Here is a 22,322-nt window from a genome sequence, read left to right as displayed (position 1 = left end):
AGGCACTTAGGCGCGGGCGCTGCGCGGCGCAATCCCCGGCCAATCTGCAACATCCGTCTTGACCCGCCGCTCGCGCTCATCGCAAGACGGAACAAATACGCCAGAAAGGGTCGGCCGTGCGCACAGTGTATCTGAATGGGGATTTCGTCGCGGAAGACGCGGCGCATGTTTCGATCTTCGATCGCGGGCTGCTGTTTGCCGATGCGGTATACGAGGTGTTCTCGGTGCTGGCCGGGCGGATCATCGACCATGCAGCGCATATGGCCCGGCTGGAGCGGTCGCTCGCCGAGATGACCATCGCGCACGATGCTGCTGCGACCGACTGGGCAGGCGTTCTGGCTACGCTGATCGCGCGCAACGATCTGACCGAGGGGACGATCTATCTGCAGGTGAGCCGCGGGGCGGCGGACCGCGACTTCCTGTTCCCCGCGCCCGGCACTCCGCCCACGGTGTTCGCCTTCACCCAGGCCCGCGCCTTGGTCGACAATCCGATGGCGCAGCGCGGCATGCGGATCCTTACCCGGCCGGACCGGCGCTGGGGCCGGCGCGATATCAAGACGGTGCAGCTGCTCTATGCCAGCATGATGAAGATGGAGGCCAGGGCGGCGGGGGTGGATGACGTCTGGCTGGTCGAGGGCGATGTGATCACCGAAGGCACTTCGCAGAACGCATGCATCATCACCCGCAACGGCCATCTGGTCACGCGCGATCTGGGGCATCACATCCTGCCCGGCGTGACTCGCCTCAGCTTGATCGACATTGCGCGGCAAAGCGGGATCACGGTGGAAGAGCGGCCCTTCACCATCGCCGAGGCGCAGGGTGCGGCGGAGGCCTTTGTCACATCGGCGTCGCTGTTCGTGATGCCGGTGGTCGAGATCGATGGGCTCAGCATAGGCGATGGCCGCCCCGGCATGGAGACGATGGCGCTGCGCAAGGCGTACATCGATCATGCCCGCGGCACGGGGTGACAGAGATGTTTACAAGGCTTGCGCGCGTCTGACGGATCCGTTCAGTCGATTGACACGTACGCAGGCGCATTGACACCCTTTCATCCGGCGGTTGCCGGAAAAACCGATGTCGTTCAATCTTCTGGAGACCCCGCTCATGATCAAGACCGTCGCTCGTGCCCTGCCGCTGGCCTTCCTTGCTGCCGCCGCAACCCCTGCGATTGCCGCTGTGGATGTCACCCCCAGCGCCGGCGCGCCCGTGGTCGAGCTCAGCATCACCGAGACGGTGCTGGGTGCCCCCGACACCGCGACGTTCAGCACCGGCGTGACCAGCAAGGCCCCGACCGCGTCTGCCGCGCTTCGCCAGAACTCCGCCGACATGGACAAGGTGATCAAGCAGATCGTCGCGCTGGGCATCAAGCGCGAGGACATCCAGACATCGGGCATCAACCTCGCCATGGATTATGAATATGGCAACGATGGCCGCCAGCCGCGCTTCATCGGCTATCAGGTCAGCAACACGGTCACTGTGAAAGTCCGCCAGATCGACAAGCTGGGATCGATCCTGGATTCGGTCGTGTCGCAGGGTGCCAACAACCTGTCGGGCCCCAGCTTCAGCATCGATGACGACAGCACCGCGCAGCGCGAGGCACGCGACAAGGCGATGAAGCGGGCAGAAGCCCAGGCGATGGACTATGCGCGCCGCACCGGCTTCACCGGGGTGCAGCTGCTCGCAGTGTCCGAAGCGATCTCCAACGCCTCGCCGATGGGGATGATGGACATGAAGCGCACCACAATGCAGTCGGTCGCCGCCGCCCCGCCGATCGAGGGCGGTCAGGTGGGCACCAGCGTGACGGTCAACGCAACTTATCAGATGACGCGTTGACCCACGCGCGGCTCTGGCCAAAGGCTGAAGAAGCGGTTAGCGCGCTATTCAGCGGTTATTCAATGATCGGGGGGTAATGCGGTCAGCATGAAACTGTTCTCTCTCTCCTTGCCTGCTCTCGCTCTGGGCGCTGCCCTGATGGTGACGGGCGCGCCGCATGCCGACGCGCTCGACGGCAAGCGCCGCGGCGAACAGAGCGAGGCGCGCGAACAGTTCATGGCAGGCCAGGTGAAATCGCTGCGCGAGATCGAGGGGCGCATTCTCCCCAAGATGCGCGGAATGCAGTATCTCGGCCCCGAATATGACGCCGGCTCGCAGGTCTATCGGCTCAAGTTCCTAGACAGCGGCCGCGTCATCTTCGTCGATGTTGATGCGCGTACGGGGGCGATATTGCGCCAGACCGGCTGAACCATTTGGGCCTTTGCTGCAGCCGCCAGCCTTGTCACCACTCCCTTTTTGGCCAATATGCACCCATTCAGGCAAGCGACGGCATCCGCCATGCCGCTTCCCAAATCCATTTGCAGGAGTAGCCCATGCGCGTTCTGATCGTCGAGGATGAACCCACCCTTGGCAAACAGCTCAAGTCCACGCTCGAGGCCACCGGCTATGCAGTCGACCTGTCGGTGGATGGCGAGGACGGCCATTTCATGGGCTCGACCGAGGATTATGACGCGGTGATCCTTGACCTTGGTCTTCCCGAGATCGACGGGCTGACCGTGCTGGGCATGTGGCGCAAGGAAGGACGCACCTTCCCGGTGCTGGTGCTGACCGCGCGCGACAGCTGGTCCGACAAGGTCGCCGGGCTCGATGCGGGCGCGGACGATTATCTTGCCAAGCCGTTCCAGACCGAAGAGCTGATCGCGCGGCTGCGTGCACTCATCCGGCGTGCCTCGGGCAACGCCTCGAGCGAGCTGATCGCGGGCGATGTCCGGCTCGACACGCGCTCGGGCAAGGTTTCGCTGAATGGCGAGCCGGTGAAGCTGACCGCGCAGGAATACAAATTGCTGTCGTACCTGCTGCACCACAAGGGCAAGGTCATCAGCCGCACCGAGCTGATCGAGCATATTTACGACCAGGATTTCGACCGCGATTCGAATACCATCGAGGTGTTCGTGACGCGCATCCGCAAGAAGCTGGGCTCGGACGTGATCACCACGATCCGCGGGCTCGGCTACAGCCTCGAAGACCCGGCAGAGCGTGCCGGCGGCTGATCTCGACCAGACGCTGACGGGCGGGTCTGTCGCGCCTGCTCCGCCGCTGCCCAATACCGGCTCGCTCAGCCGCCGGATGATCGGCATCGCTGCGGCGTGGATCTTCGTGCTGCTGCTGGGCGGCGGGCTGGCGCTCGACCGCATCCTCACCAACACCGTCACCACCAGCTTCGACGATCAGCTCGAATATGTGCTGACCGCAATGATATCCTCGGCGGAAATCGGCCCCGATGGCGAGGTGTTCTTCAACCGGCCGCTGGGCGATCAGAGGTTTCTGGAGCCCAACAGCGGCCTCTACTGGCAGATCAGCGGCGCGGGCCATTCCGATTTCACCTCGCGCTCCTTGTGGGACCGCGCGCTCAGGATCGAGACTGACCACAGCGACGCGCAGCCGCATATCTACAACAGCGACCAGTTTTCCGACGACGAGCTGCGGATCATCGAACAATCGATTTATCTGCCCGGATCCAAGGTCCGCTGGCGCTTCATGGTCGCACAGTCGCGTGACGCGATGGACCTGCAAATCCGCCAGCTGCGCCAGACGCTGACCTACAGCTTTGCGCTGCTGGCGCTGGGCCTGATCATCCTTGCCGGTTTGCAGACGCTCTATGGCCTCTGGCCGCTGCGCAAGGTGCGCGAGGCGATCCAGGCGATGCGCACAGGCCGGATGGACCGGGTGCGCGATCCGATGCCGATCGAGGTGATGCCGATGGTCGAGGAATTGAACGCATTGCTCGAGCACAACGAGAAACAGGCCGAAGAGGCGCGCAGGCATGCGGGCAATCTCGCGCATGCGCTCAAGACTCCGCTGACCGTGGTCATGAACAGCGCCACCGCGCGCGCGGATGACCTGGCCGATACCGTGATCCGCGAAGCCGCGGTGATGCGCCGCCAGGTCGATCATCACCTTGCGCGAGCACGCGCTGTCGGGCGTCGCGGCCAGGCGCTGGCGCGCGCCAATGTGTGGGAAAGCGCGCAGGCGGTCGAGCGCGCGGTGGTGCGGCTGTACCCGCATGTCCGCTGCGACCTGGATGGCAGCAAGACCGCGAGCGTCGCGATCGAACGGCAGGACCTTGAGGAAATGCTGGGCAATCTGGTCGAGAATGCGGGCAAATATGGCGGCGGCAGCGTGTTCGTCACCATCGATCCCAAGGGGTCCGCGGACCCGAAGCTGGTCGATATCTGGATCGAGGATGACGGCACCGGAATCCCCGAAATCGAACGCACCCGCATCTTCGATCGCGGCGCGCGGCTGGATACCGGCAAGCCGGGCACGGGCCTTGGCCTGGCGATCGTGCGCGATGTCGCGGAGATCTATGGCGGGCTGGTCGAGCTCGACGAAAGCGAGGATCTGGGCGGCCTGCTGGTGCGGCTGCGATTGCCGAGGGCGGGCTGACCGAATTCTCCCCTACCGCTTGCGGGAGGGGTGGTTGAGGCGAAGCCGAGGCCGGGATGGGCCTGAGAAATCAAGCTCCTGCACCGGGTGTGCTCCCAGCCCACCCCGGTTCAGCAAGCTGAACCTGCCCCTCCCGCAAGCGGGAGGGGAGAAAGTTACCCAGCGTCCCTGATCTTCTCGTGGTGCCGGATCACCTCGTCGATCACGAAGCGCAGGAACTTCTCCGAAAAATCGGGATCCAGATCGGCATCGACCGCGAGCCGCTTCATCCGCGTGATCTGCTCTTCCTCGCGGCCGGGGTCGGCAGGGGGGAGCGCGGTCTTGGCCTTGTATTCGCCCACCGCCTTGGTGATCTTGAACCGCTCGGCCAGCATGAATATCAATGCGGCATCGATATTGTCGATGCTCTGCCGGAAAGCGGCCAGGACGGGATCGTGCGCCATAAGCGGAAGCCTTGTCTAGAACGGGACCAGAATCACGCTACGGATCACAACACCGCTGCGCTTTGCGCTTGCCTTAAGCCATGTGGATTGCCACATCGCAACCCATGACAGCGACTATCCACCCGATCGGCCGCCCCGGAAGCGCGCCTGCCGCCGCGCCCAGCCTTGATCCGATCATGGCGCTGGTCGCGCACGACATGAATTCCGTCAACAGCGTGATTCTTGACCGGATGCAGTCGAAAATCCCGCTGATTCCGGAACTTGCAGGTCACCTGATCGCGGGCGGCGGCAAAAGGATGCGTCCGATGCTGACGCTCGCCTGCGCGCGGCTGCTCGATTATCCCGGCACCCGCCACTACAAGCTGGCGGCTGCGGTAGAGTTCATCCACACCGCCACGCTGCTGCACGACGATGTCGTGGACGGGTCCGACATGCGGCGCGGCAAGAAGGCTGCAAACCTGGTGTTCGGCAACCCGGCCACGGTGCTGGTCGGCGATTTCCTGTTCAGCCGCTCGTTCGAACTGATGGTCGAGGACGGCTCGCTCAAGGTGCTCAAGATCCTGTCGGGCGCATCGGCGATCATCGCCGAGGGCGAGGTCGACCAGCTCACCGCGCAACGCCAGATCGAGACCAGCGAAGAGCGCTATCTTGCGATCATCGGTGCCAAGACCGCGGCGCTGTTCGCCGCTGCCTGCCGGATTTCGGCGGTGGTGGCAGAGCGCAACGAGGCCGACGAGCTCGCGCTAGACGCCTATGGCCGCAATCTGGGCATCGCCTTCCAGCTGGTCGATGACGCGATCGATTACGTCTCGGACGCCGCCAAGATGGGCAAGGATGTCGGCGACGATTTCCGCGACGGCAAGGTGACGCTGCCGGTGATCCTGGCCTATGCGCACGGCAGCCCCGAAGAGCGCAAGTTCTGGGAAGCGGCGATCATCGGTCACCGCACCTCGGACGAGGATCTGGCGCACGCCACCGATCTGCTGCGCCAGCACAGCGCCATCGATCTGACGCTCGACCGCGCCCGCCACTTCGGGCAGCGCGCAATCGACGCTATCGCGGGCTTCCCCAATGGCAAGGCCAAGGCGGCGCTGATCGAAACGGTCGAGTTCGCGATCGCAAGAGGGTATTGAACCCGGCTGACCCGAATCACCGGGCAGGCCCGGTAAATCGAGTTTCAGTCAGATGACGGCGCTTTCAGCCACTTCCATTTCCGGTGATGCCCGGCCCGCCTCGTTGGGGATCGAGATCCGCGCGCTGTTGTGGCTGGCAGGGCCGCTGGTGCTGGGCAATCTCGCGCAGATGGCGATCCACACCACCGAGGTGATCATCCTGGGCCGCTACGACGTGCAGGCGCTGGCAGCGGCGGCGCTGGCAGTGAACCTGTATTTCGCCTGCGGCACCTTCGGCATGGGGTTAATGACCGCCGCTTCGCCGATGATCGCGGCCGAGCGCGGGCGCCGCGCGCATTCGGTGCGCGATATCCGGCGCACGGTGCGGCAGGGGTTCTGGGTCGCGCTTACCGCCTGCCTGCCGATCTGGGCCGTGCTGTGGCAGGCCGAAGAGCTGTTTCTGCTGATGGGCCAGCAGCCCGATCTGGCGCGCGACGCCGGGCAGTTTCTACGCGTCGCGATGTGGGGATTGCTGCCCTGGCTGCTGCAGTTCGTGCTGCGCATGTATGTCTCGGCGCTGGAACGCCCGATCTGGGGCGTCATCGTCACCTTGTGCGGGGTCGGGGTGAACCTGATCGTCTGCTGGGCTTTGGTGTTCGGCAATCTCGGCTTTCCCGAAATGGGGCTGATGGGGGCCGCGACCGCGAACCTCGTTGCCAATTGCACGCTGTTCGTGGTGATGGCGCTGGTCGTCACGACGGTGCGCCCGTTCCGCCGCTATCGCATCTTCGGACGCTTCTGGGTGGCGGACTGGCCGCGTTATGTCGGGCTGTTCCGGCTGGGCCTGCCGATTGCGATCACCTTTGCGTTCGAGGTCGCGATCTTCAGCGCGGCGGCGTTCCTGATGGGGTTGATCAACCGCGATTCGCTTGCAGCCCATGCCGTGGCCATCCAGATCGCCTCGTTCGCCTTCATGGTGCCGTTCAGCCTGTCGCAGGCCGCCACGGTGCGCGTGGGGCTGCACCATGGCGCGCGCGATGCGGTGGCGGCGGGGCGCGCCGGATGGGCGGCGCTGGGGCTGGGCGTGATCGCGGCGTGCATGATGTCCGCGATCATGGCACTGTTCCCGCGTCAGCTGGTCAGCCTGTTCATCGATCCGATGGATGCAAGCGCGGCGACGGCGTATTCGCTCGCGCTCGGCTTCCTGCTGGTCGCCGCGATCTTCCAGCTGGTCGATGCGGTGCAGGCTGTGGGGGCAGGAGTGCTGCGCGGGCTGCAGGACACACGCTGGCCGATGCTGTTTGCGGCATTCGGCTATTGGGCTGTCGGCATGGGCACCGCCTGGTTCTTCGCCTTCCAGCTGGGCTGGGATGGTGTGGGAGTCTGGATCGGGCTCGCTGCGGGACTTGCGGTGGTCTCGGTGCTGATGGTCGGGCGCTGGATGATGCGCAGCCGGCTGGGGCTGGGGGTGTATGGCTGAGCTCCCGATCCACGCAGTCCTCCCCGATCTGCTGGCTGCGCTCGCCACCTCACCGAATGCCGTGCTCGTCGCCCCGCCGGGTGCGGGCAAAACCACGACCGTTGCGCCTGCGCTGCTCGATCAGAGCTGGTGCACCGGGCAGATCCTGCTGCTTTCCCCGCGCCGCCTTGCCGCGCGCGCGGCTGCCGAGCGGATGGCGGAGTTTGCTGGCGAGAGCGTCGGCCAGACCATCGGATATGCCACCCGCATGGACAGCAAGACCAGCGCGGCTACCCGCGTGCTGGTGCTGACCGAGGGGATTTTCGTCAACCGTATACAGGCCGATCCCGAGCTTGCAGGCGTCTCAGCGGTGCTGTTCGACGAGGTCCACGAACGCAGCCTCGATAGCGATTTCGGGCTGGCGCTGGCGCTCGAGGCGCAAGCGGCGTTCCGGCCCGACCTGCGCCTGCTCGCAATGTCGGCGACGCTCGATGGCGCGCGCTTTTCTGCGCTGATGGGGGATGCGCCGGTGCTGAACAGCGAGGGGCGCTCGCATCCGCTGGCGCTGCGCCATCTCGGACGGCGCGGCGAACAACGGCTTGAGGACGCGATGGCGCAGGCGATCCGCATCGCATTGCGCGAGGAAGCGGGCGATGTGCTCGCCTTCCTCCCCGGTGTCGGGGAAATTGCCCGCACGCAGGAGCGGCTGGCGAACCTGGGGGATGCGATCGTGGTGCTGCCGCTTCACGGCACGCTGACCCCGCCCGAACAGCGCGCCGCGATCCGGCGCGATCCGCAAGGCCGCCGCAAGGTGATTCTCGCCACCAGCATCGCCGAGACCAGCCTGACCATCGATGGCGTGCGCATCGTGGTCGACAGCGGCATGGCGCGGCGCGCGCGCTATGATCCGCTCGCCGCGACCACCCGGCTGGTGACCGAGCGCGCCAGCCTGGCTGCCGCCACCCAGCGCGCAGGCCGCGCGGCGCGGCAGGGGCCGGGGGTCGCGTATCGGCTGTGGGAGGAGGCCGCGACCGGCGGGCTGCCGCGCTTCGACCCGCCCGAGATTCTCGACAGCGATCTTGCGCCTTTGGTGCTGCAATGCGCCGCCTGGGGGGAGAGCGATCCGCTGCGGCTGAACTGGCTCGACCCGCCGCCCGCACCCTTGCTGGCCGAGGCGCGCAGGCGGCTGCAGGCGCTCGATGCGGTCGATGCCACCGGCGCGATCACGCTCAATGGGCGCGCGATCGCCGCGCTGCCGCTGCCGCCGCATCTTGCGCATATGCTGCTGTGCGGTGCGCGCGCAGGATGCGCCATACTGGCCGCAGAAATTGCGCTTCTGCTTCAGGAGCGCGGGCTGGGCGGGCAGGGCGAGGACCTCGACGCGCGGCTGGCGCGCTGGCGCTCCGACCGCGGCGAGCGCGCATCGAAATCGCGCAAGCTCGCACAGCGCTGGGCGCAATTGGCAGAGCGGCAGATCGCCAATCCGAACTCTTCCGACCTTCCATCCGCCATCCTGCTAGCCCTCGCTTTGCCCGATCGGGTCGCCAAGCGGCGCGATGCTGGCGGAGAGGTCTGGGCGAGCGCAGGCGGGCGCAGCTTCCGGCTCGATACGGCCTCCTCGCTGATCACCGCGCAATGGCTGGCGATTGGCGAGGTGCAGGGCAAGGCGGCGGATGCACGCATCTTGAGCGCGATGGCGCTCGACCCTGCGGACGTCGAAACCCATCTGGCGGCGCGGATCGAGCGCGTCAGCCGCTGCAGTTTTGCGCTGGCCGAGCGCCGCGCCGAGGCCCGGCTCGAACGCAGGCTGGGTGCGATCCGGCTGGCAAGCGGGCCGGACCCGTCGCCATCGCCCGATGCGTTGTGCGCCGCGCTGATCGGCGGGGTGCGCGAGCATGGCCTCGATCTGCTCGGCTGGGGTGACAAGGCGCTGGCCTTGCGGCAGCGCGCACGCTTTGCCGGGATTGCGGTGCTGGAGGATGCAGCTTTGCTCGATAGCCTGGACGACTGGCTCGCCCCGCTGCTCGCCGGGCACCGCTCGCTGGGCGCGGCTTCGCCAGGGCATTTGCACAATGCGCTTCAAAATCTTCTGGGATGGGACGGCGCGCAGACGGTCGATCGGATCGCACCGCCCGAGTTCACCAGCCCCGCCGGGACCCGCCACGCGATCGACTATTCGGCCACCGCAGGCCCGACGGTCGAGCTGCGGGTGCAGGCGCTGTACGGGTTGGATGTTCACCCGGTGGTCGGGCGCGACCATATCCCGCTGGTGCTGTCGCTGACCTCCCCCGCCGGTCGCCCGATCCAGACCACGCGCGATCTCCCCGGCTTCTGGCGCGGCAGCTGGCGCGACGTCGCCAAGGACATGCGCGGCCGCTACCCGCGCCACCACTGGCCCGATGCGCCGTGGGAAGCGCAGGCGAGCCTGGCAACGAAGAAGCGGCAGGGGATTTGAGGGCTGGGAGAGTTCAAGGATACTGCCCTCTTCCGCTCAGCCTGAGCCTGTCGAAGGCCCCGCTAACTGGCTGGCGTGGGCGCGGGTCCTTCGACAAGCTCAGGATGAGCGGGGGTGGTGAGGGAGTTTTCAACAGCGGTTGTTGCAACCCTTCCACCCCACACCACGCTTGACCCGAACGCCCCCGCTGTAGCAAAGGCGCAGCAATCACCTTTTTCCCGGGACGGATACCAATGGCCGCACGAATCTATCAGCGCCCCAAGAACGCGATGCAGTCGGGTCGCGCGCTCACCGATCTGTGGGTTCTCGAGTTCGAACCTGCCGAAGCGAAGAAGCCCGATCCGCTGACCGGCTGGGCAGGCTCGGGCGATACGCGCCAGCAGCTCTCGCTGCGCTTCCCCGATCTGGAGGCTGCCAGGGCCTATGCCGACAAATATGGCATCATCGCGCGGATCGAGCAGACACCTCCACGCCGCCTGAAGATTCAGGCCTATGCCGATAATTTCCGGTGATTTTCTGATCTGACCGCCGGGCGTTCAGCCCACCAGCGCGTCGATCGCACCCTGCAGGATGAACGCCGCTGCGGCCGAATCGACGCGCTCGGCGCGCTTGGCGCGGCTGACGTCGGCGTCGATCAGCGCGCGCTCCACAGCCTGAGTGGACCAGCGCTCGTCCTGCAGCAGGATCGGCAGCCCCAGCACTGCGATGTTGCGCGCAAAGGCACGCACGCTTTGGGTTTGCGGGCTGTCGGTGCTGTCCATGTTGAGTGGCAGGCCGATGACCAGCCCGGTGATGTTCTGATCAACCACCAACTGCTCGATCTGCGCCTTGTCCTTGCCGAACTTGGAACGCTTGATCGTCTTGGCGGCGGTGGCGAAGCTCCAGCCGGCATCGCAGAACGCGGTGCCGATGGTCTTGCTGCCGACGTCCAGCCCGATCAGCCGTCCGCCCTCGGGCAATGCCTCGCGAAACTCTGCGGGCTTGGTCGTGATCAGCGGGCCAGAAATGCTGCCACCCTCCGTTCGGCGTCTGCGCGGATGTTCGCCCAGAACAGGGGATAGTCATAGACATGGTAGTTGTTGCCGGGCAGCACGTAGTTGCCCATCTTGGGTTCGCCGCCGAGCAGCAGCAGGCCGCGATCGTCGCAGCGTGCGGGCACCAAAGCGGGGGTGATGACGCCATCGGTCAGGTCGTCATTGGGAACCAGCGTGCCGATGTTCCTGTCTGCCGTCGCCTCGTCGCCGTTGACGCCGGTGATCGGGTTGACGCACACCATCGGCGTCGCGCCGCGCAGGGTACCGTCAAAGCCGATGCTGACATCATAGACCGACAGCAGCAGATCGGGTTCGGCGGGTTCGCCGAAGCTCTGCCACGACAGCAGGCAGTTGGCCTGATCGGGGTCGGCGCAAACCGGCAGGCCGAGCGCCAGCAGATCGGTGGTCAGCGAGATGGGCCAGCCGATCACATAGGCAGCCACGATGCGGTCGGCGAGCGGCCGGGTGACCACGCGCTGGCGCATCAGCGTGGTCAGGTGCAAGGCGCCCTGGCTGTGCCCGGCGATGATGATCGGCATGTCGTCAGGGATTTCGAGCAGAAACTCGTCGAACGCCGCAAGCACGTCCGAATAGGCGGCATCGAACGCCATCTGCGCCTCTGGCTTGTTGGTGAGGAAGGCACCGATCGCCGCCTGGCGATAGCGCGGTGCCCAGATCTGGCCTATGCCGTTGAACACGCTGGCCTGGCTGCGCAGGAAGATGCGCGCGCGGTCCTGCGACTCCTTGTCGCCCAAAGGCGCGTTCCACAATTCGCGCTTCAGGTACGACGTCGGATGGACATAGAACACCGCGACCTTGGGCGCAGTGGTGGGCTCAAAGCCTTCCGGCGTCCACAATGAGGGGTTGTCGTTGCCGGTGATTTCCGGGCGGGAGAACCACATCGCCTTGTCGGCATAAGCGCTGGTCTGGATTGCCTCGGGCTTCACGAACTCGGCGGAAGGCACGAAGGCTGCGGCAAAAATCTGCTGGGGAAACAGCCGGTAAACCGCGAAAGCTGCGACCAGCAGGAAGATGATCGTCGCAATCAGATACAGGAACTTGCGGGCCAAAAACACTCTCCGGAAACGGCGGGCAAGGGCGGTCAAGCGACATGCCCGTCAATCCGCGCATATAGGTGCGGGTTTTGAACATCGCCAGCGGTGTTTGGCAGCAGCGGTTATTGGCGCGATCACAGCATTTGCCCGCTTGATGGCCGGGCGGGCCGGTGCTAGCCGCATGAACCATGTCAGTAGATAGCAAAACCGTGAAGAAAATCGCCAGCCTGGCCCGGATCGCGATGACCGATGCCGAAGTCGAGGCGATGGTCCCCGAATTCAACGGCATATTGGGCTGGGTCGAGCAACTGGGCGAGGTCGACGTCACCGGCGTCGAACCGATGACCGCTGTCATCCCCAACACCTTGCGCCTGCGCGAAGACATCGTCACCGATGGCGATATCCGCGACAAGGTGCTGGCCAATGCGCCCGCTGCCGAACACGGCTTTTTCGGCGTCCCCAAGGTGATCGAATAAACATGACCGACATTACCGACCTCGGCATTGCCGATATCCGCAACGGCGTGCGCGCCGGAACCTTCAGCGCGCGCGACGTCGCGAGCGCATTCAACGCTCGGGTGGCAGACGCCAAGGCGCTCAACGCATTCCTGATCGACACGCCCGAGCACGCGCTGGCCGCAGCCGATGCGATCGACGCGAAGCGTGCGGCGGGCGAGGACCTGCCGATCATGGCGGGCGTGCCGATCGGCATGAAGGACCTGTTCTGCACCGTGGGTGTGGAAGCGCGCGCGGCGAGCGAGATTCTCAACGGTTTCAAGCCGACCTATGAATCGACAGTCAGCCAGAAGCTCTGGGATGCGGGCGCTGGCATGCTGGGCAAGCTCAACATGGACCAGTTCGCGATGGGATCGTCGAACGAGACCAGCGCGTTCGGCAACGTGATCTCGCCGTGGCGGCGCAACGATGGCGGCAACGCGCCGCTTGCGCCCGGCGGCTCGTCGGGAGGCAGCGCCGCTGCAGTCTCGGCGCGGTTGTGCCCGGCGGCGACCGGCACCGATACCGGCGGATCGATCCGCCAACCTGCGGCATTTGTCGGCATCAGCGGCATCAAGCCCACTTATGGCCGCTGCTCGCGCTGGGGGGTGATCGCGTTCGCTTCCTCGCTCGACCAGGCAGGGCCGATGGCGCGCGATGTCCGCGACTGCGCGATCATGCTCGAGGCGATGAGCGGCTTCGACCCCAAGGATTCGACCTCGCTCGACCTGCCCGTACCGCAGTGGGAAGCCGGATTGTCCAGCAACCTCAAGGGCAAGCGCGTAGGTATTCCCAGGGAATATCGGATGGACGGCATGAACGCCGAGATCGCCGCGATCTGGGATCAGGCCGCCGACTGGCTGCGCGATGCCGGCGCCGAGATCGTCGAGGTCTCGCTGCCGCACACGCGTTACGCGCTGCCGGCCTATTACATCATCGCGCCTGCCGAAGCCTCGTCCAACCTCGCGCGCTATGATGGCGTGCGCTATGGCCAGCGTACCTTGCCCGACGGGGCGGGGCTGCAGGACATGTACGCCGCAACCCGCGCCGCCGGGTTCGGCGCAGAGGTCAAGCGCCGCATCATGATCGGCACCTATGTGCTGTCCGCCGGTTTCTACGATGCCTATTATACGCAAGCGCAGAAGGTCCGCGCATTGATCGCCCGCGATTTCGCGCAGGTGTGGGACAAATGCGACGTGCTGCTCGCCCCGACCGCGCCCAGCGCGGCCTTTGGTCTGGGCGAAAACAGCGAAGATCCGATTGCGATGTACCTCAACGATGTTTTCGCGGTGCCCGCCTCGCTTGCGGGGCTGCCCGCGATGTCAGTCCCTGGCGGTCTCGACAGCCAGGGCCTGCCGCTGGGCCTCCAGATCATCGGCAAGCCGCTCGACGAGCAGGGCGTGTTGAACGCGGGTCTGGCAATCGAGGAACGCGCAGGCTTTACCGCGCGTCCGGCGCAGTGGTGGTGACAATGACTGAATCAACCTATCGTATCCAGGGCGCCACCGGTGAGTGGGAGGTCGTGATCGGGCTCGAGGTGCATGCTCAGGTCACCAGCCATGCCAAACTGTTTTCGGGTGCGGCTACCACCTTCGGGGCGGAGCCCAATGCCCAGGTGTCGCTTGTCGATGCCGCAATGCCCGGAATGTTGCCGGTGCCCAATGGCGAGTGCGTCCGCCAGGCGGTGCGCACCGGCATGGCATTGAACGCGCAGATCAACCGGTACTCGCGGTTCGACCGCAAGAACTATTTCTACGCCGATCTGCCGCAGGGCTATCAGATCAGCCAGCTTTATCATCCCATCGTGGGCGAGGGCGCGATCGAGATCAGCCTCGATGAGAAAAACCCCGACGCACAGACAAAGACGATCGGCATCGAACGGCTGCATCTGGAGCAGGATGCAGGCAAGCTGATGCACGATCAGCATCCCACGATGTCCTATGTCGACCTCAACCGCTGCGGCGTCGCACTGATGGAGATCGTCTCTCGGCCCGACATGCGTTCACCTGCGGAGGCTGGCGCCTATCTCAAGAAGCTGCGCTCGATCCTGCGCTATGTCGGCTCGTGCGATGGCAACATGGAAGAAGGCTCGATGCGCGCCGACGTCAACGTCTCGGTGCGCAAGCCCGGCGACGAATTCGGCACGCGGACCGAGACCAAGAACGTCAACTCGGTGCGCTATGTGATGGCGACGATCGAGCACGAGGCGAACCGCCAGGTCGACGTGCTGGAAAGCGGCGGTTCGATCGTCCAGGAAACCCGGCTGTACGATCCCGACAAGAACGAGACCCGCTCGATGCGCTCGAAGGAAGACGCGCACGATTATCGCTACTTCCCCGATCCCGACCTGCTGCCGCTGGAACTCGACGACGCGTTTCTGGAAGGCTGCAAGGCCTCGCTGCCCGAACTGCCCGATGCAAAGCGCAAGCGGTACGAAAGCGAGTTGGGCCTGTCCGCCTACAACGCGGCGGTGCTGACCGCGGAGGCGGAGACCGCGCGCTGGTTCGAGGCGCTGCTGGCCGAAAGCGTCAAGGCGCAGGGCAAGCCGGAGACCGAGGTCGCCAAGGGCTCGGCCAACTGGCTGCTGTCCGAACTGTACGGCGCGCTCAATCGCACCGGCAAGTCTATCGACGAAAGTCCGGTCAGCCCGGCTGCTGGCGCAGAGCTGATTGCTCTCGTCGCAGACGGCACGATTTCGGGCACCATCGCCAAGCAGGTCTTCGAGATCATGCTGGAAACAGGCGAAGGTGCCGGCAAGATCGTCGAGGACAAGGGCCTCAAGCAGACATCGGACAGCGGTGCGATCGATGCCGCCATCGCTGGCGTGCTTGCGGCCAATGCTGACAAGGTGGAGCAGTATCGCGGTGGCAAGGAAGCTTTGTTCGGCTTCTTCGTCGGGCAGACGATGAAGGCGATGCAGGGCAAGGCCAACCCGCAGATGGTTAACGAACTGCTGAAGAAAGCCCTTAACTGATTGCGACCCCGCACCCCCTGGAATAGTGCCATTTTGTAACATCTTCTGGCGGGTGCGCGGGGCTTACCAACCGTTAACAATTTTGCCTGATACCGGTGTCGCAAACGATTGTGCGAAAGCCGGGGGGCATCTGTGAGCATGGATGCATGGAACGATAGCCCGGGCCTTGGTTGTGGACGGGAAGTGGGCTGTTGTTAAAGCATATCAAACCAGCCGAGGTTGAAACGGGCATGTTTATCCAGGGCTTTGTCGGCTCCTGGTTCGATCACCCGTTCTGGCGCAAGAAGTTCCTGCTGATCGAGGATGCCGATGTCCTCAAGATCCGCGAGAGCAAGGTGTCGGCGGTGATCATCGATGTCGAGCGCGGCGCCGTGCCCGCGGAGCCCGCGCCTGTGATGCCGCAGCTTCCGCCCGCCGCCGTGCTTCCGCCGCGCCATGCCCCGGCCACCGGGCGCTATACGCCGCCCAGTCTTGCGCCGCGCAAGACCAGCTTCCGCCAGGAGAGCAAGCGCGCCGCCAAGATCGTTGAGAAGTCGCGCAAGAAGGTCGGCGCGATGTTCGAATCTGCGCGGCTGGGGCAGGCGGTCAAGCTTCCCGAGGTCCTGCCGTTGATCGACGAGATCCGCGATTCGGTCGAGCGCAACAACAAGGCGCTGACCAGCCTCGTCCGGCTCAAGAACAAGGACGAATACACCTATATGCACTCGGTCGCGGTGTGCACGCTGATGATCAACTTTGCGTGCAAGCTTGATCTGGACGACGACACCATCCGCTCGATGGGGGTGGCCGGGCTGCTGCACGATCTGGGCAAGATGGCGGTGCCGCAGATGATCCTCGACAAGGTCGACCGGTTGACCGACGAGGAAATGGTTACCATCCGCAGCCACCCGGTGCGCGGCCACGCGTTGATCGGCGAGAATCCCGATATTCCGGATATCGCGCGCGACGTGTGCCTGCACCATCATGAGAAGATCGATGGCTCGGGCTATCCCTTCGGCCTGCAGGGCAACGAGATCAGCCTGGCGGCGCGCATGGGCGCGATCTGCGATGTCTATGATGCGGTGACCTCCAACCGGCCCTACAAGGACCCCTGGACCCCCTGCGTGGCGCTGGGCCGGATGTCGCAGTGGCAGGGCCATTTCGACGAGCGGCTGATGCAGGTCTTCATCAACTCGATGGGGCTGTATCCCGCAGGTGGGCTGGTCAGGCTGAACGATCACCGGCTGGCGCTGGTCGTCGACAATTGCCGCGAGGACCCGTCAGGGGTCCGCGTGCTGCCATTCTATTGCACATCGCGGCTGCAGGAGCTTGCTCCGGCGGAGATCACCATCACGCCCGACCGCGGAGTTCAAATCCTGGGGACCGAACGGCCCGAGTTTTGGCATTTCGAGGACTGGGCCGCGATGCGTCAGGGTGTTCTCGCCAAGGCCGCGCCCTATTCCGCTGCGGCTTGACCGCACGGGGATTCGCCGTTAAGGGCCGCGCTTCGGTTGCCGGGGCGTATTGCGTCCCGCTTTCCGGATATTAGCACGACACTGGCGTCAGGTGCGGGTGGGACAAAGGCGGAGCCTCCACCATATCGATTCGTTCTGCAACGGATCGGGCACGTATCGGGCGGCAGAGTAACCTTACCTCTACCAATCAGGTGAAGAGAAAACATGCCAACTATCAACCAGCTGGTCCGCAAGGGCCGGGTGCCGCAAAAGGCCAAGTCCAAGGTGCCCGCAATGGATGCAAACCCGCAGAAGCGTGGCGTTTGCACCCGTGTCTATACGACGACTCCGAAAAAGCCGAACTCGGCGCTTCGCAAGGTGGCCAAGGTCCGTCTGACCAACAGCCGTGAAGTCATCACCTACATTCCGGGTGAAGGCCACAACCTGCAGGAGCACTCGGTTGTGCTGATCCGCGGCGGCCGCGTACGCGACCTTCCCGGTGTGCGTTACCACGTGCTGCGCGGCGTTCTCGATACCCAGGGTGTCAAGGACCGCAAGCAGAGCCGTTCCAAGTACGGCGCCAAGCGGCCCAAGTGATCCGTCCGGGGGACGGATCATCCTGAAAAGATCGCTTCAGGCGATCTTGTTCAGGATCCACACGCCCCCGTTCGCGGCCACATCTTTTTCAGGAGTCATCCAATATGTCACGTCGTCGTCGCCCAGAAAAGCGCGTCATCCTTCCCGATCCCAAGTTCGGTGATCTGACGCTTTCGAAATTCATGAACAACCTGATGCTTGACGGCAAGAAGTCCGTCGCAGAGCGGATCGTTTATGGCGCCATGGAAACCATGCAGGCGAAGGCCAAGGCCGACCCGCTGCCCATGTTCCACGATGCGCTGAACAACGTGAAGCCCGGCATCGAAGTGCGCAGCCGCCGCGTCGGTGGTGCGACCTATCAGGTTCCCGTCGAAGTGCGCCCTGAGCGCGCCCAGGCGCTGGCCATCCGCTGGCTCATCTCGGCCGCGCGCAACCGGTCGGAAACCACCATGGCTGCGCGTCTGTCGGGCGAACTGCTCGATGCCGCCAACAATCGCGGCAATGCGGTCAAGAAGCGTGAAGACACGCACCGCATGGCCGAAGCGAACCGTGCCTTCTCGCACTATCGCTGGTAATCAATACTGCCCTCTCCCTTGCGGGGGAGGGTTCGCTTCACGATCTGAAGCAAGGGGAGGGCAGGGCGCACATCGGGTGCTGACCTGCCCCTCTCCAATTACGCCTCGGCCAGCCTGCTGGTGAGGCATACCGTCCTCTTTCTGCAAGGAGAGAGGGGTTTGGCGTCTGCTACATCGATATCCCCAATTCGCACTGGCCAAAGTGCGGGGGCTTCATTATAGCGCGCGGCAAATTGCATCCCCACATCTGGCCCACACCTGGAGTTTATGATCATGGCACGCAGCCATCCCCTGGAAAAGTACCGCAATATCGGCATTATGGCCCATATCGACGCGGGCAAGACCACCACGACCGAGCGGATCCTCTATTACACCGGCAAGTCGTACAAGATCGGCGAAGTGCATGAAGGCACCGCGACGATGGACTGGATGGAGCAGGAACAGGAGCGCGGGATCACGATCACGTCCGCTGCCACCACCTGCAAGTGGCGCGCCGAAGAGGGCAAGGGCGAAGAGCACCTGATCAACATCATCGACACCCCCGGCCACGTCGACTTCACGATTGAAGTCGAGCGTTCGCTGCGCGTGCTCGACGGCGCGGTTGCATGCTTCGACGGCGTTGCCGGCGTTGAGCCGCAGTCCGAAACCGTGTGGCGCCAGGCTGACAAGTACGGCGTGCCGCGGATGTGCTTCGTCAACAAGCTGGATCGCACCGGCGCCGACTTCTATTTCTGCGTCAACTCGATCATCGAACGTCTGGGCGCGCGTCCGGCCGTTCTGTATCTGCCGATCGGCATCGAAGGCGGCTTCAAGGGTCTTGTCGACCTGGTCGAGAACCGCGCGATCATCTGGCTGGAAGAAAGCCTGGGCGCGAAGTTCGAATATCAGCCGATCCCTGACGATCTGGTCGAGAAGGCCGCGAAGTATCGCAGCGACCTGATCGAAATGGCTGTCGAACTCGACGATGAGCTGATGGAAGCCTATCTCGAAGGCAACGAGCCCAGCACCGCCGACCTCAAGAAGCTGATCCGCAAGGGTACGCTCGAGATGGCGTTCGTGCCGGTGGTTTGCGGCTCGGCGTTCAAGAACAAGGGCGTCCAGCCCCTGCTCGATGCCGTGGTCGACTATCTGCCTTCGCCGCTCGACGTTCCTGCGATCCAGGGCCTGAAGCTTGACGGCGTGACCGCAGACGAGCGTCCGTCCTCGGACGACGTGCCGTTCTCGGCGCTCGCGTTCAAGATCATGAACGATCCCTTCGTCGGCACGCTGACGTTTGCCCGCATCTATTCGGGCAAGCTGGAAGCGGCTTCGACCGTGATGAACTCGGTCAAGGACAAGAAGGAAAAGGTTGGCCGCATGCTGCTGATGCACGCCAACAGCCGTGAAGACATCCAGGAAGCCTTTGCAGGCGACATCGTCGCTCTGGCGGGCCTCAAGGACACCACCACGGGTGACACGCTGTGCGCCATCAATGCTCCGATCATCCTTGAGCGTATGGAATTCCCCGAGCCCGTTATCGAGCTTTCGGTGGAACCCAAGACCAAGGCCGACCAGGAAAAGATGGGCGTGGCGCTCAACCGCCTTGCCCGCGAAGATCCCTCGTTCCGCGTGACGTCCGACTCCGAAAGCGGCCAGACGATCATCAAGGGCATGGGCGAACTTCACCTCGAAATTCTCGTCGATCGCATGCGTCGCGAGTTCAAGGTCGAAGCCAATGTCGGTGCACCGCAGGTGGCGTATCGCGAGTATCTCGGCAAGGCCGTGGACATCGACTATACCCACAAGAAGCAGTCGGGTGGTTCGGGTCAGTTCGGCCGCGTGAAGTTCAAGGTCACGCCGGGCGAACGTGGATCGGGCATCATCTTCACCGACAACGTCAAGGGCGGCAACATTCCGAAGGAATACATTCCTGCGGTTGAAAAGGGCATGCGCGAAACCGCAGCCTCGGGCTCGCTGGTCGGCTTCCCGATCATCGACTTCGAGATCGAGCTGTACGACGGTGCGTACCATGACGTCGACTCCTCGGCGCTGGCATTCGAAATCGCTGGCCGTGCGGCCATGCGCGAAGCGGCACAGAAGTCGGGCATCAAGCTGCTTGAGCCGATCATGAAGGTTGAAGTGGTGACGCCTGAGGACTATCTGGGCGATGTTATCGGCGATCTCAACAGCCGCCGCGGACAGATCCAGGGCACCGACACGCGGGGCAATGCCCAGGCGGTCGAGGCTATCGTGCCGCTTGCAAACATGTTCGGTTACGTGAACCAGCTGCGTTCCTTCACTCAGGGACGTGCGCAGTACACGATGCAGTTTTCTCACTATGACGAGGTTCCGGCGAATGTCGCAGCCGAGGTCAAGGAGAAGCTGGCATAAGCCGGGCATAGTCGCTATAGGCGCTCGACCTTAGCCCGCCGAATCGCGCTGAAACGCGCGACGGGCTTTCATTTGGGTGTTGACAGTTTTGGGCAGTCTCGCCAGAGCGCGGCGCGGACTATCCACAGATAGTAAAAGAACGAAGGTAGGAAAAAATGGCCAAGGCTAAATTTGAGCGGACCAAGCCGCACTGCAATATCGGTACCATCGGTCACGTCGACCATGGCAAGACCACGCTGACCGCAGCCATCACCAAGGTGCTGGCTGAAACCGGCGGCGCGACCTTCACCGACTATGCCAACATCGACAAGGCTCCCGAAGAGCGCGAGCGCGGCATCACCATTTCGACCGCACACGTCGAATATGAAACCGAAGCACGCCACTATGCGCACGTCGACTGCCCCGGCCACGCTGACTATGTGAAGAACATGATCACCGGTGCTGCGCAGATGGACGGCGCGATCCTGGTGGTGAACGCCGCTGACGGCCCGATGCCTCAGACCCGCGAGCACATCCTGCTCGCTCGTCAGGTCGGCGTGCCGGCTCTGGTCGTTTACATGAACAAGGTTGACCAGGTCGACGACGAAGAAATTCTGGAACTGGTTGAACTGGAAGTGCGCGAGCTGCTGAGCTCGTACGACTTCCCGGGCGACGACATTCCCATCGTCAAGGGTTCGGCTCTGGCCGCTCTCGAAGGCCGTGACGACGCAATCGGCAAGGAATCGATTTACGCCCTGATGAAGGCCGTTGACGAGTTCATCCCGCAGCCCGCACGTCCGATCGACCGTCCGTTCTTGATGCCCGTCGAAGACGTGTTCTCGATCTCGGGTCGTGGTACGGTTGTGACCGGCCGCGTGGAATCGGGTATCGTCAAGGTTGGTGAAGAAGTCGAAATCGTCGGCCTCAAGGACACCCGCAAGACCGTCGTCACCGGCGTCGAAATGTTCCGCAAGCTGCTCGACCAGGGCATGGCAGGCGACAACATCGGCGCACTGGTTCGCGGCGTTGCCCGTGAAGACGTCGAGCGCGGTCAGGTTCTCTGCAAGCCCGGTTCGGTTACGCCGCACACCGAGTTCAACGCAGAAGTCTACGTCCTGTCGAAGGACGAAGGCGGCCGTCACACGCCGTTCTTCGCCAACTACCGTCCGCAGTTCTACTTCCGCACCACCGACGTGACCGGTGAAGTTGTTCTGCCCGAGGGCACCGAAATGGTGATGCCGGGCGACAACGTGACGATCGGCGTCAAGCTGATCGCACCGATCGCGATGGATCCGGGTCTTCGCTTCGCAATTCGCGAAGGTGGCCGGACCGTCGGTTCTGGGGTTGTCAGCACGATCTCCAAGTAATATAGCGCCATCTCCCGCACGGATCTGATTCGTGCGGGGGATGGCAATATTCCAATAGGCCGCCCCGGCGTTGGGCTCGAAAGAGCCAACGGGTTTCTGGGGCGGTTTGTTTTTCGCTCTTTCGCATCGGTAAAGTGGTAATGGAAACGCAGAATATCCGTATTCGCCTCAAGGCATTTGATCATCGCGTGCTTGATCAGGCAACCGGCGACATCGCCGACACCGCCCGTCGCACCGGCGCTCTCATTCGTGGTCCCATTCCGCTGCCGACGCGCATCGAGAAGTTCACCGTGAACCGCGGCCCGCATGTCGACAAGAAGTCGCGCGAGCAGTTCGAGGTGCGCACCTACAAGCGTCTGCTTGATATCGTTCAGCCGACCCCGGCCACTGTCGATGCTTTGATGAAGCTCGAGCTGGCTGCCGGCGTGAACGTCGAGATCAAACTGGCCTGATGCCAGTCGGCGCCGGGCTGGGCCTGGCGCTTCCATCCACTGGATGGGAACTACAAGGGATACCGCGCAGCAATGCTGCGGCA

At 64.0% G+C, this 22,322-nt stretch carries 21 protein-coding genes; 18 read left to right on the top strand and 3 right to left on the bottom strand.

The genetic code is table 11. The features are described 5' to 3' along the window. The first annotated feature begins 116 nt into the window (after window positions 1-116). The 5 genes from B5J99_RS00555 to B5J99_RS00535 all read left to right on the top strand — a co-directional run bounded on the left by B5J99_RS00555 (window position 117) and on the right by B5J99_RS00535 (window position 4,440). Window positions 117-968 carry a D-amino-acid transaminase gene (locus B5J99_RS00555; protein WP_245991696.1) on the top strand — a complete coding sequence of 284 codons (852 nt, stop codon included), beginning with the start codon at window positions 117-119 and terminating at the stop codon, window positions 966-968. A 106-nt stretch (window positions 969-1,074) separates the two neighbouring features. Further along, window positions 1,075-1,833 carry an SIMPL domain-containing protein gene (locus B5J99_RS00550; protein ID WP_054134224.1) on the top strand — a complete coding sequence of 253 codons (759 nt, stop codon included), beginning with the start codon at window positions 1,075-1,077 and terminating at the stop codon, window positions 1,831-1,833. A gap of 87 nt (window positions 1,834-1,920) precedes the next feature. Continuing rightward, complete coding sequence (locus tag B5J99_RS00545; RefSeq protein ID WP_054134225.1) at window positions 1,921-2,241, top strand: PepSY domain-containing protein; 321 nt, start codon at window positions 1,921-1,923, stop codon at window positions 2,239-2,241. 125 nt (window positions 2,242-2,366) lie between these two features. Then, window positions 2,367-3,044 carry a response regulator transcription factor gene (locus B5J99_RS00540; RefSeq protein WP_054134226.1) on the top strand — a complete coding sequence of 226 codons (678 nt, stop codon included), beginning with the start codon at window positions 2,367-2,369 and terminating at the stop codon, window positions 3,042-3,044. A 76-nt stretch (window positions 3,045-3,120) separates the two neighbouring features. Next, entirely contained in the window at window positions 3,121-4,440 is a 1,320-nt protein-coding gene (locus tag B5J99_RS00535; RefSeq protein WP_054134369.1) for a sensor histidine kinase, read from the top strand. A 155-nt stretch (window positions 4,441-4,595) separates the two neighbouring features. Here the strand turns inward: B5J99_RS00535 and B5J99_RS00530 are convergent, their stop codons facing one another. Next, window positions 4,596-4,883 carry a chorismate mutase gene (locus tag B5J99_RS00530; RefSeq protein WP_054134227.1) on the bottom strand — a complete coding sequence of 96 codons (288 nt, stop codon included), beginning with the start codon at window positions 4,881-4,883 and terminating at the stop codon, window positions 4,596-4,598. A gap of 104 nt (window positions 4,884-4,987) precedes the next feature. Between B5J99_RS00530 and B5J99_RS00525 the strand changes: the two genes are divergently transcribed. The 4 genes from B5J99_RS00525 (at window position 4,988) to B5J99_RS00510 (ending at window position 10,421) form a co-directional block, all read left to right on the top strand. Next, window positions 4,988-6,016 (top strand): polyprenyl synthetase family protein, encoded by a 1,029-nt coding sequence (locus B5J99_RS00525; RefSeq protein WP_069050561.1) that lies wholly within the window; start codon window positions 4,988-4,990, stop codon window positions 6,014-6,016. 52 nt (window positions 6,017-6,068) lie between these two features. Continuing rightward, entirely contained in the window at window positions 6,069-7,475 is a 1,407-nt protein-coding gene (locus B5J99_RS00520; protein WP_069050560.1) for an MATE family efflux transporter, read from the top strand. Then, window positions 7,468-9,909 carry an ATP-dependent helicase HrpB gene (hrpB, locus tag B5J99_RS00515; protein WP_117351109.1) on the top strand — a complete coding sequence of 814 codons (2,442 nt, stop codon included), beginning with the start codon at window positions 7,468-7,470 and terminating at the stop codon, window positions 9,907-9,909. The genes B5J99_RS00520 and hrpB overlap by 8 nt, the downstream gene beginning before the upstream one ends. 233 nt (window positions 9,910-10,142) lie before the next feature. Beyond that, entirely contained in the window at window positions 10,143-10,421 is a 279-nt protein-coding gene (locus B5J99_RS00510; RefSeq protein WP_054134231.1) for an ETC complex I subunit, read from the top strand. 24 nt (window positions 10,422-10,445) lie between these two features. On the opposite strand, the gene ruvX is transcribed toward B5J99_RS00510, so the two are convergent. Together ruvX and B5J99_RS00500 are read right to left on the bottom strand one after the other, a co-directional pair. Continuing rightward, window positions 10,446-10,904 (bottom strand): Holliday junction resolvase RuvX, encoded by a 459-nt coding sequence (gene ruvX, locus B5J99_RS00505; protein WP_069050557.1) that lies wholly within the window; start codon window positions 10,902-10,904, stop codon window positions 10,446-10,448. Then, window positions 10,901-12,013, bottom strand: a complete 1,113-nt coding sequence (locus tag B5J99_RS00500; RefSeq protein ID WP_117351108.1) for a DUF3089 domain-containing protein — start codon at window positions 12,011-12,013, stop codon at window positions 10,901-10,903. The genes ruvX and B5J99_RS00500 overlap by 4 nt, the downstream gene beginning before the upstream one ends. Before the next feature lie 173 nt (window positions 12,014-12,186). On the opposite strand from B5J99_RS00500, the gene gatC reads away from it, so the two are divergent. The 9 genes from gatC to rpsJ all read left to right on the top strand — a co-directional run bounded on the left by gatC (window position 12,187) and on the right by rpsJ (window position 22,239). Next, entirely contained in the window at window positions 12,187-12,474 is a 288-nt protein-coding gene (gene gatC / locus B5J99_RS00495) for an Asp-tRNA(Asn)/Glu-tRNA(Gln) amidotransferase subunit GatC (protein WP_054134234.1), read from the top strand. A 2-nt stretch (window positions 12,475-12,476) separates the two neighbouring features. Beyond that, window positions 12,477-13,961 (top strand): Asp-tRNA(Asn)/Glu-tRNA(Gln) amidotransferase subunit GatA, encoded by a 1,485-nt coding sequence (gene gatA, locus B5J99_RS00490; protein ID WP_054134235.1) that lies wholly within the window; start codon window positions 12,477-12,479, stop codon window positions 13,959-13,961. Window positions 13,962-13,963: 2 nt separating this feature from the next. Next, a complete protein-coding gene (gene gatB, locus B5J99_RS00485) occupies window positions 13,964-15,466 on the top strand; it encodes an Asp-tRNA(Asn)/Glu-tRNA(Gln) amidotransferase subunit GatB (protein WP_117351107.1) in 1,503 nt (500 codons plus the stop codon). Window positions 15,467-15,696: 230 nt separating this feature from the next. Next, on the top strand, window positions 15,697-16,920 hold the full coding sequence (locus tag B5J99_RS00480; protein WP_117351106.1) for a cyclic di-GMP phosphodiesterase: 1,224 nt from the start codon (window positions 15,697-15,699) through the stop codon (window positions 16,918-16,920). 204 nt (window positions 16,921-17,124) lie between these two features. Continuing rightward, window positions 17,125-17,496: a 30S ribosomal protein S12 gene (gene rpsL / locus B5J99_RS00475; protein WP_017670439.1), complete on the top strand. Its 372-nt coding sequence runs from the start codon at window positions 17,125-17,127 to the stop codon at window positions 17,494-17,496. A 104-nt stretch (window positions 17,497-17,600) separates the two neighbouring features. Then, window positions 17,601-18,071, top strand: coding sequence for a 30S ribosomal protein S7 (rpsG, locus tag B5J99_RS00470; protein ID WP_054134238.1), 471 nt, complete (start codon window positions 17,601-17,603; stop codon window positions 18,069-18,071). Between the two features lie 273 nt (window positions 18,072-18,344). Beyond that, window positions 18,345-20,441, top strand: a complete 2,097-nt coding sequence (gene fusA / locus B5J99_RS00465; RefSeq protein WP_069051858.1) for an elongation factor G — start codon at window positions 18,345-18,347, stop codon at window positions 20,439-20,441. A gap of 155 nt (window positions 20,442-20,596) precedes the next feature. Then, entirely contained in the window at window positions 20,597-21,787 is a 1,191-nt protein-coding gene (gene tuf, locus B5J99_RS00460; RefSeq protein WP_054134239.1) for an elongation factor Tu, read from the top strand. A gap of 140 nt (window positions 21,788-21,927) precedes the next feature. Next, a complete protein-coding gene (gene rpsJ / locus B5J99_RS00455) occupies window positions 21,928-22,239 on the top strand; it encodes a 30S ribosomal protein S10 (protein WP_017670443.1) in 312 nt (103 codons plus the stop codon). Window positions 22,240-22,322 lie beyond the last annotated feature (83 nt).

Source organism: Blastomonas fulva (assembly GCF_003431825.1).
Classification (GTDB): domain Bacteria; phylum Pseudomonadota; class Alphaproteobacteria; order Sphingomonadales; family Sphingomonadaceae; genus Blastomonas; species Blastomonas fulva.
This window is presented reverse-complemented; position numbering and strand designations above follow the sequence as displayed.

Bases quoted from the DNA above. Each gene is read 5' to 3' on its own strand.
- B5J99_RS00545 (WP_054134225.1), top strand. From the start codon at position 1,921: ATGAAACTGTTCTCTCTCTCCTTGCCTGCTCTCGCTCTGGGCGCTGCC.
- gatB (WP_117351107.1), top strand. From the start codon at position 13,964: ATGACTGAATCAACCTATCGTATCCAGGGCGCCACCGGTGAGTGGGAG.
- B5J99_RS00530 (WP_054134227.1), bottom strand. From the start codon at position 4,883: ATGGCGCACGATCCCGTCCTGGCCGCTTTCCGGCAGAGCATCGACAAT.
- B5J99_RS00535 (WP_054134369.1), top strand. From the start codon at position 3,121: ATGATCGGCATCGCTGCGGCGTGGATCTTCGTGCTGCTGCTGGGCGGC.
- fusA (WP_069051858.1), top strand. From the start codon at position 18,345: ATGGCACGCAGCCATCCCCTGGAAAAGTACCGCAATATCGGCATTATG.
- hrpB (WP_117351109.1), top strand. From the start codon at position 7,468: ATGGCTGAGCTCCCGATCCACGCAGTCCTCCCCGATCTGCTGGCTGCG.
- B5J99_RS00525 (WP_069050561.1), top strand. From the start codon at position 4,988: ATGACAGCGACTATCCACCCGATCGGCCGCCCCGGAAGCGCGCCTGCC.
- B5J99_RS00550 (WP_054134224.1), top strand. From the start codon at position 1,075: ATGTCGTTCAATCTTCTGGAGACCCCGCTCATGATCAAGACCGTCGCT.
- rpsJ (WP_017670443.1), top strand. From the start codon at position 21,928: ATGGAAACGCAGAATATCCGTATTCGCCTCAAGGCATTTGATCATCGC.
- B5J99_RS00510 (WP_054134231.1), top strand. From the start codon at position 10,143: ATGGCCGCACGAATCTATCAGCGCCCCAAGAACGCGATGCAGTCGGGT.
- gatC (WP_054134234.1), top strand. From the start codon at position 12,187: ATGTCAGTAGATAGCAAAACCGTGAAGAAAATCGCCAGCCTGGCCCGG.
- B5J99_RS00480 (WP_117351106.1), top strand. From the start codon at position 15,697: ATGTTTATCCAGGGCTTTGTCGGCTCCTGGTTCGATCACCCGTTCTGG.
- rpsG (WP_054134238.1), top strand. From the start codon at position 17,601: ATGTCACGTCGTCGTCGCCCAGAAAAGCGCGTCATCCTTCCCGATCCC.
- rpsL (WP_017670439.1), top strand. From the start codon at position 17,125: ATGCCAACTATCAACCAGCTGGTCCGCAAGGGCCGGGTGCCGCAAAAG.
- B5J99_RS00540 (WP_054134226.1), top strand. From the start codon at position 2,367: ATGCGCGTTCTGATCGTCGAGGATGAACCCACCCTTGGCAAACAGCTC.
- gatA (WP_054134235.1), top strand. From the start codon at position 12,477: ATGACCGACATTACCGACCTCGGCATTGCCGATATCCGCAACGGCGTG.
- B5J99_RS00520 (WP_069050560.1), top strand. From the start codon at position 6,069: ATGACGGCGCTTTCAGCCACTTCCATTTCCGGTGATGCCCGGCCCGCC.
- tuf (WP_054134239.1), top strand. From the start codon at position 20,597: ATGGCCAAGGCTAAATTTGAGCGGACCAAGCCGCACTGCAATATCGGT.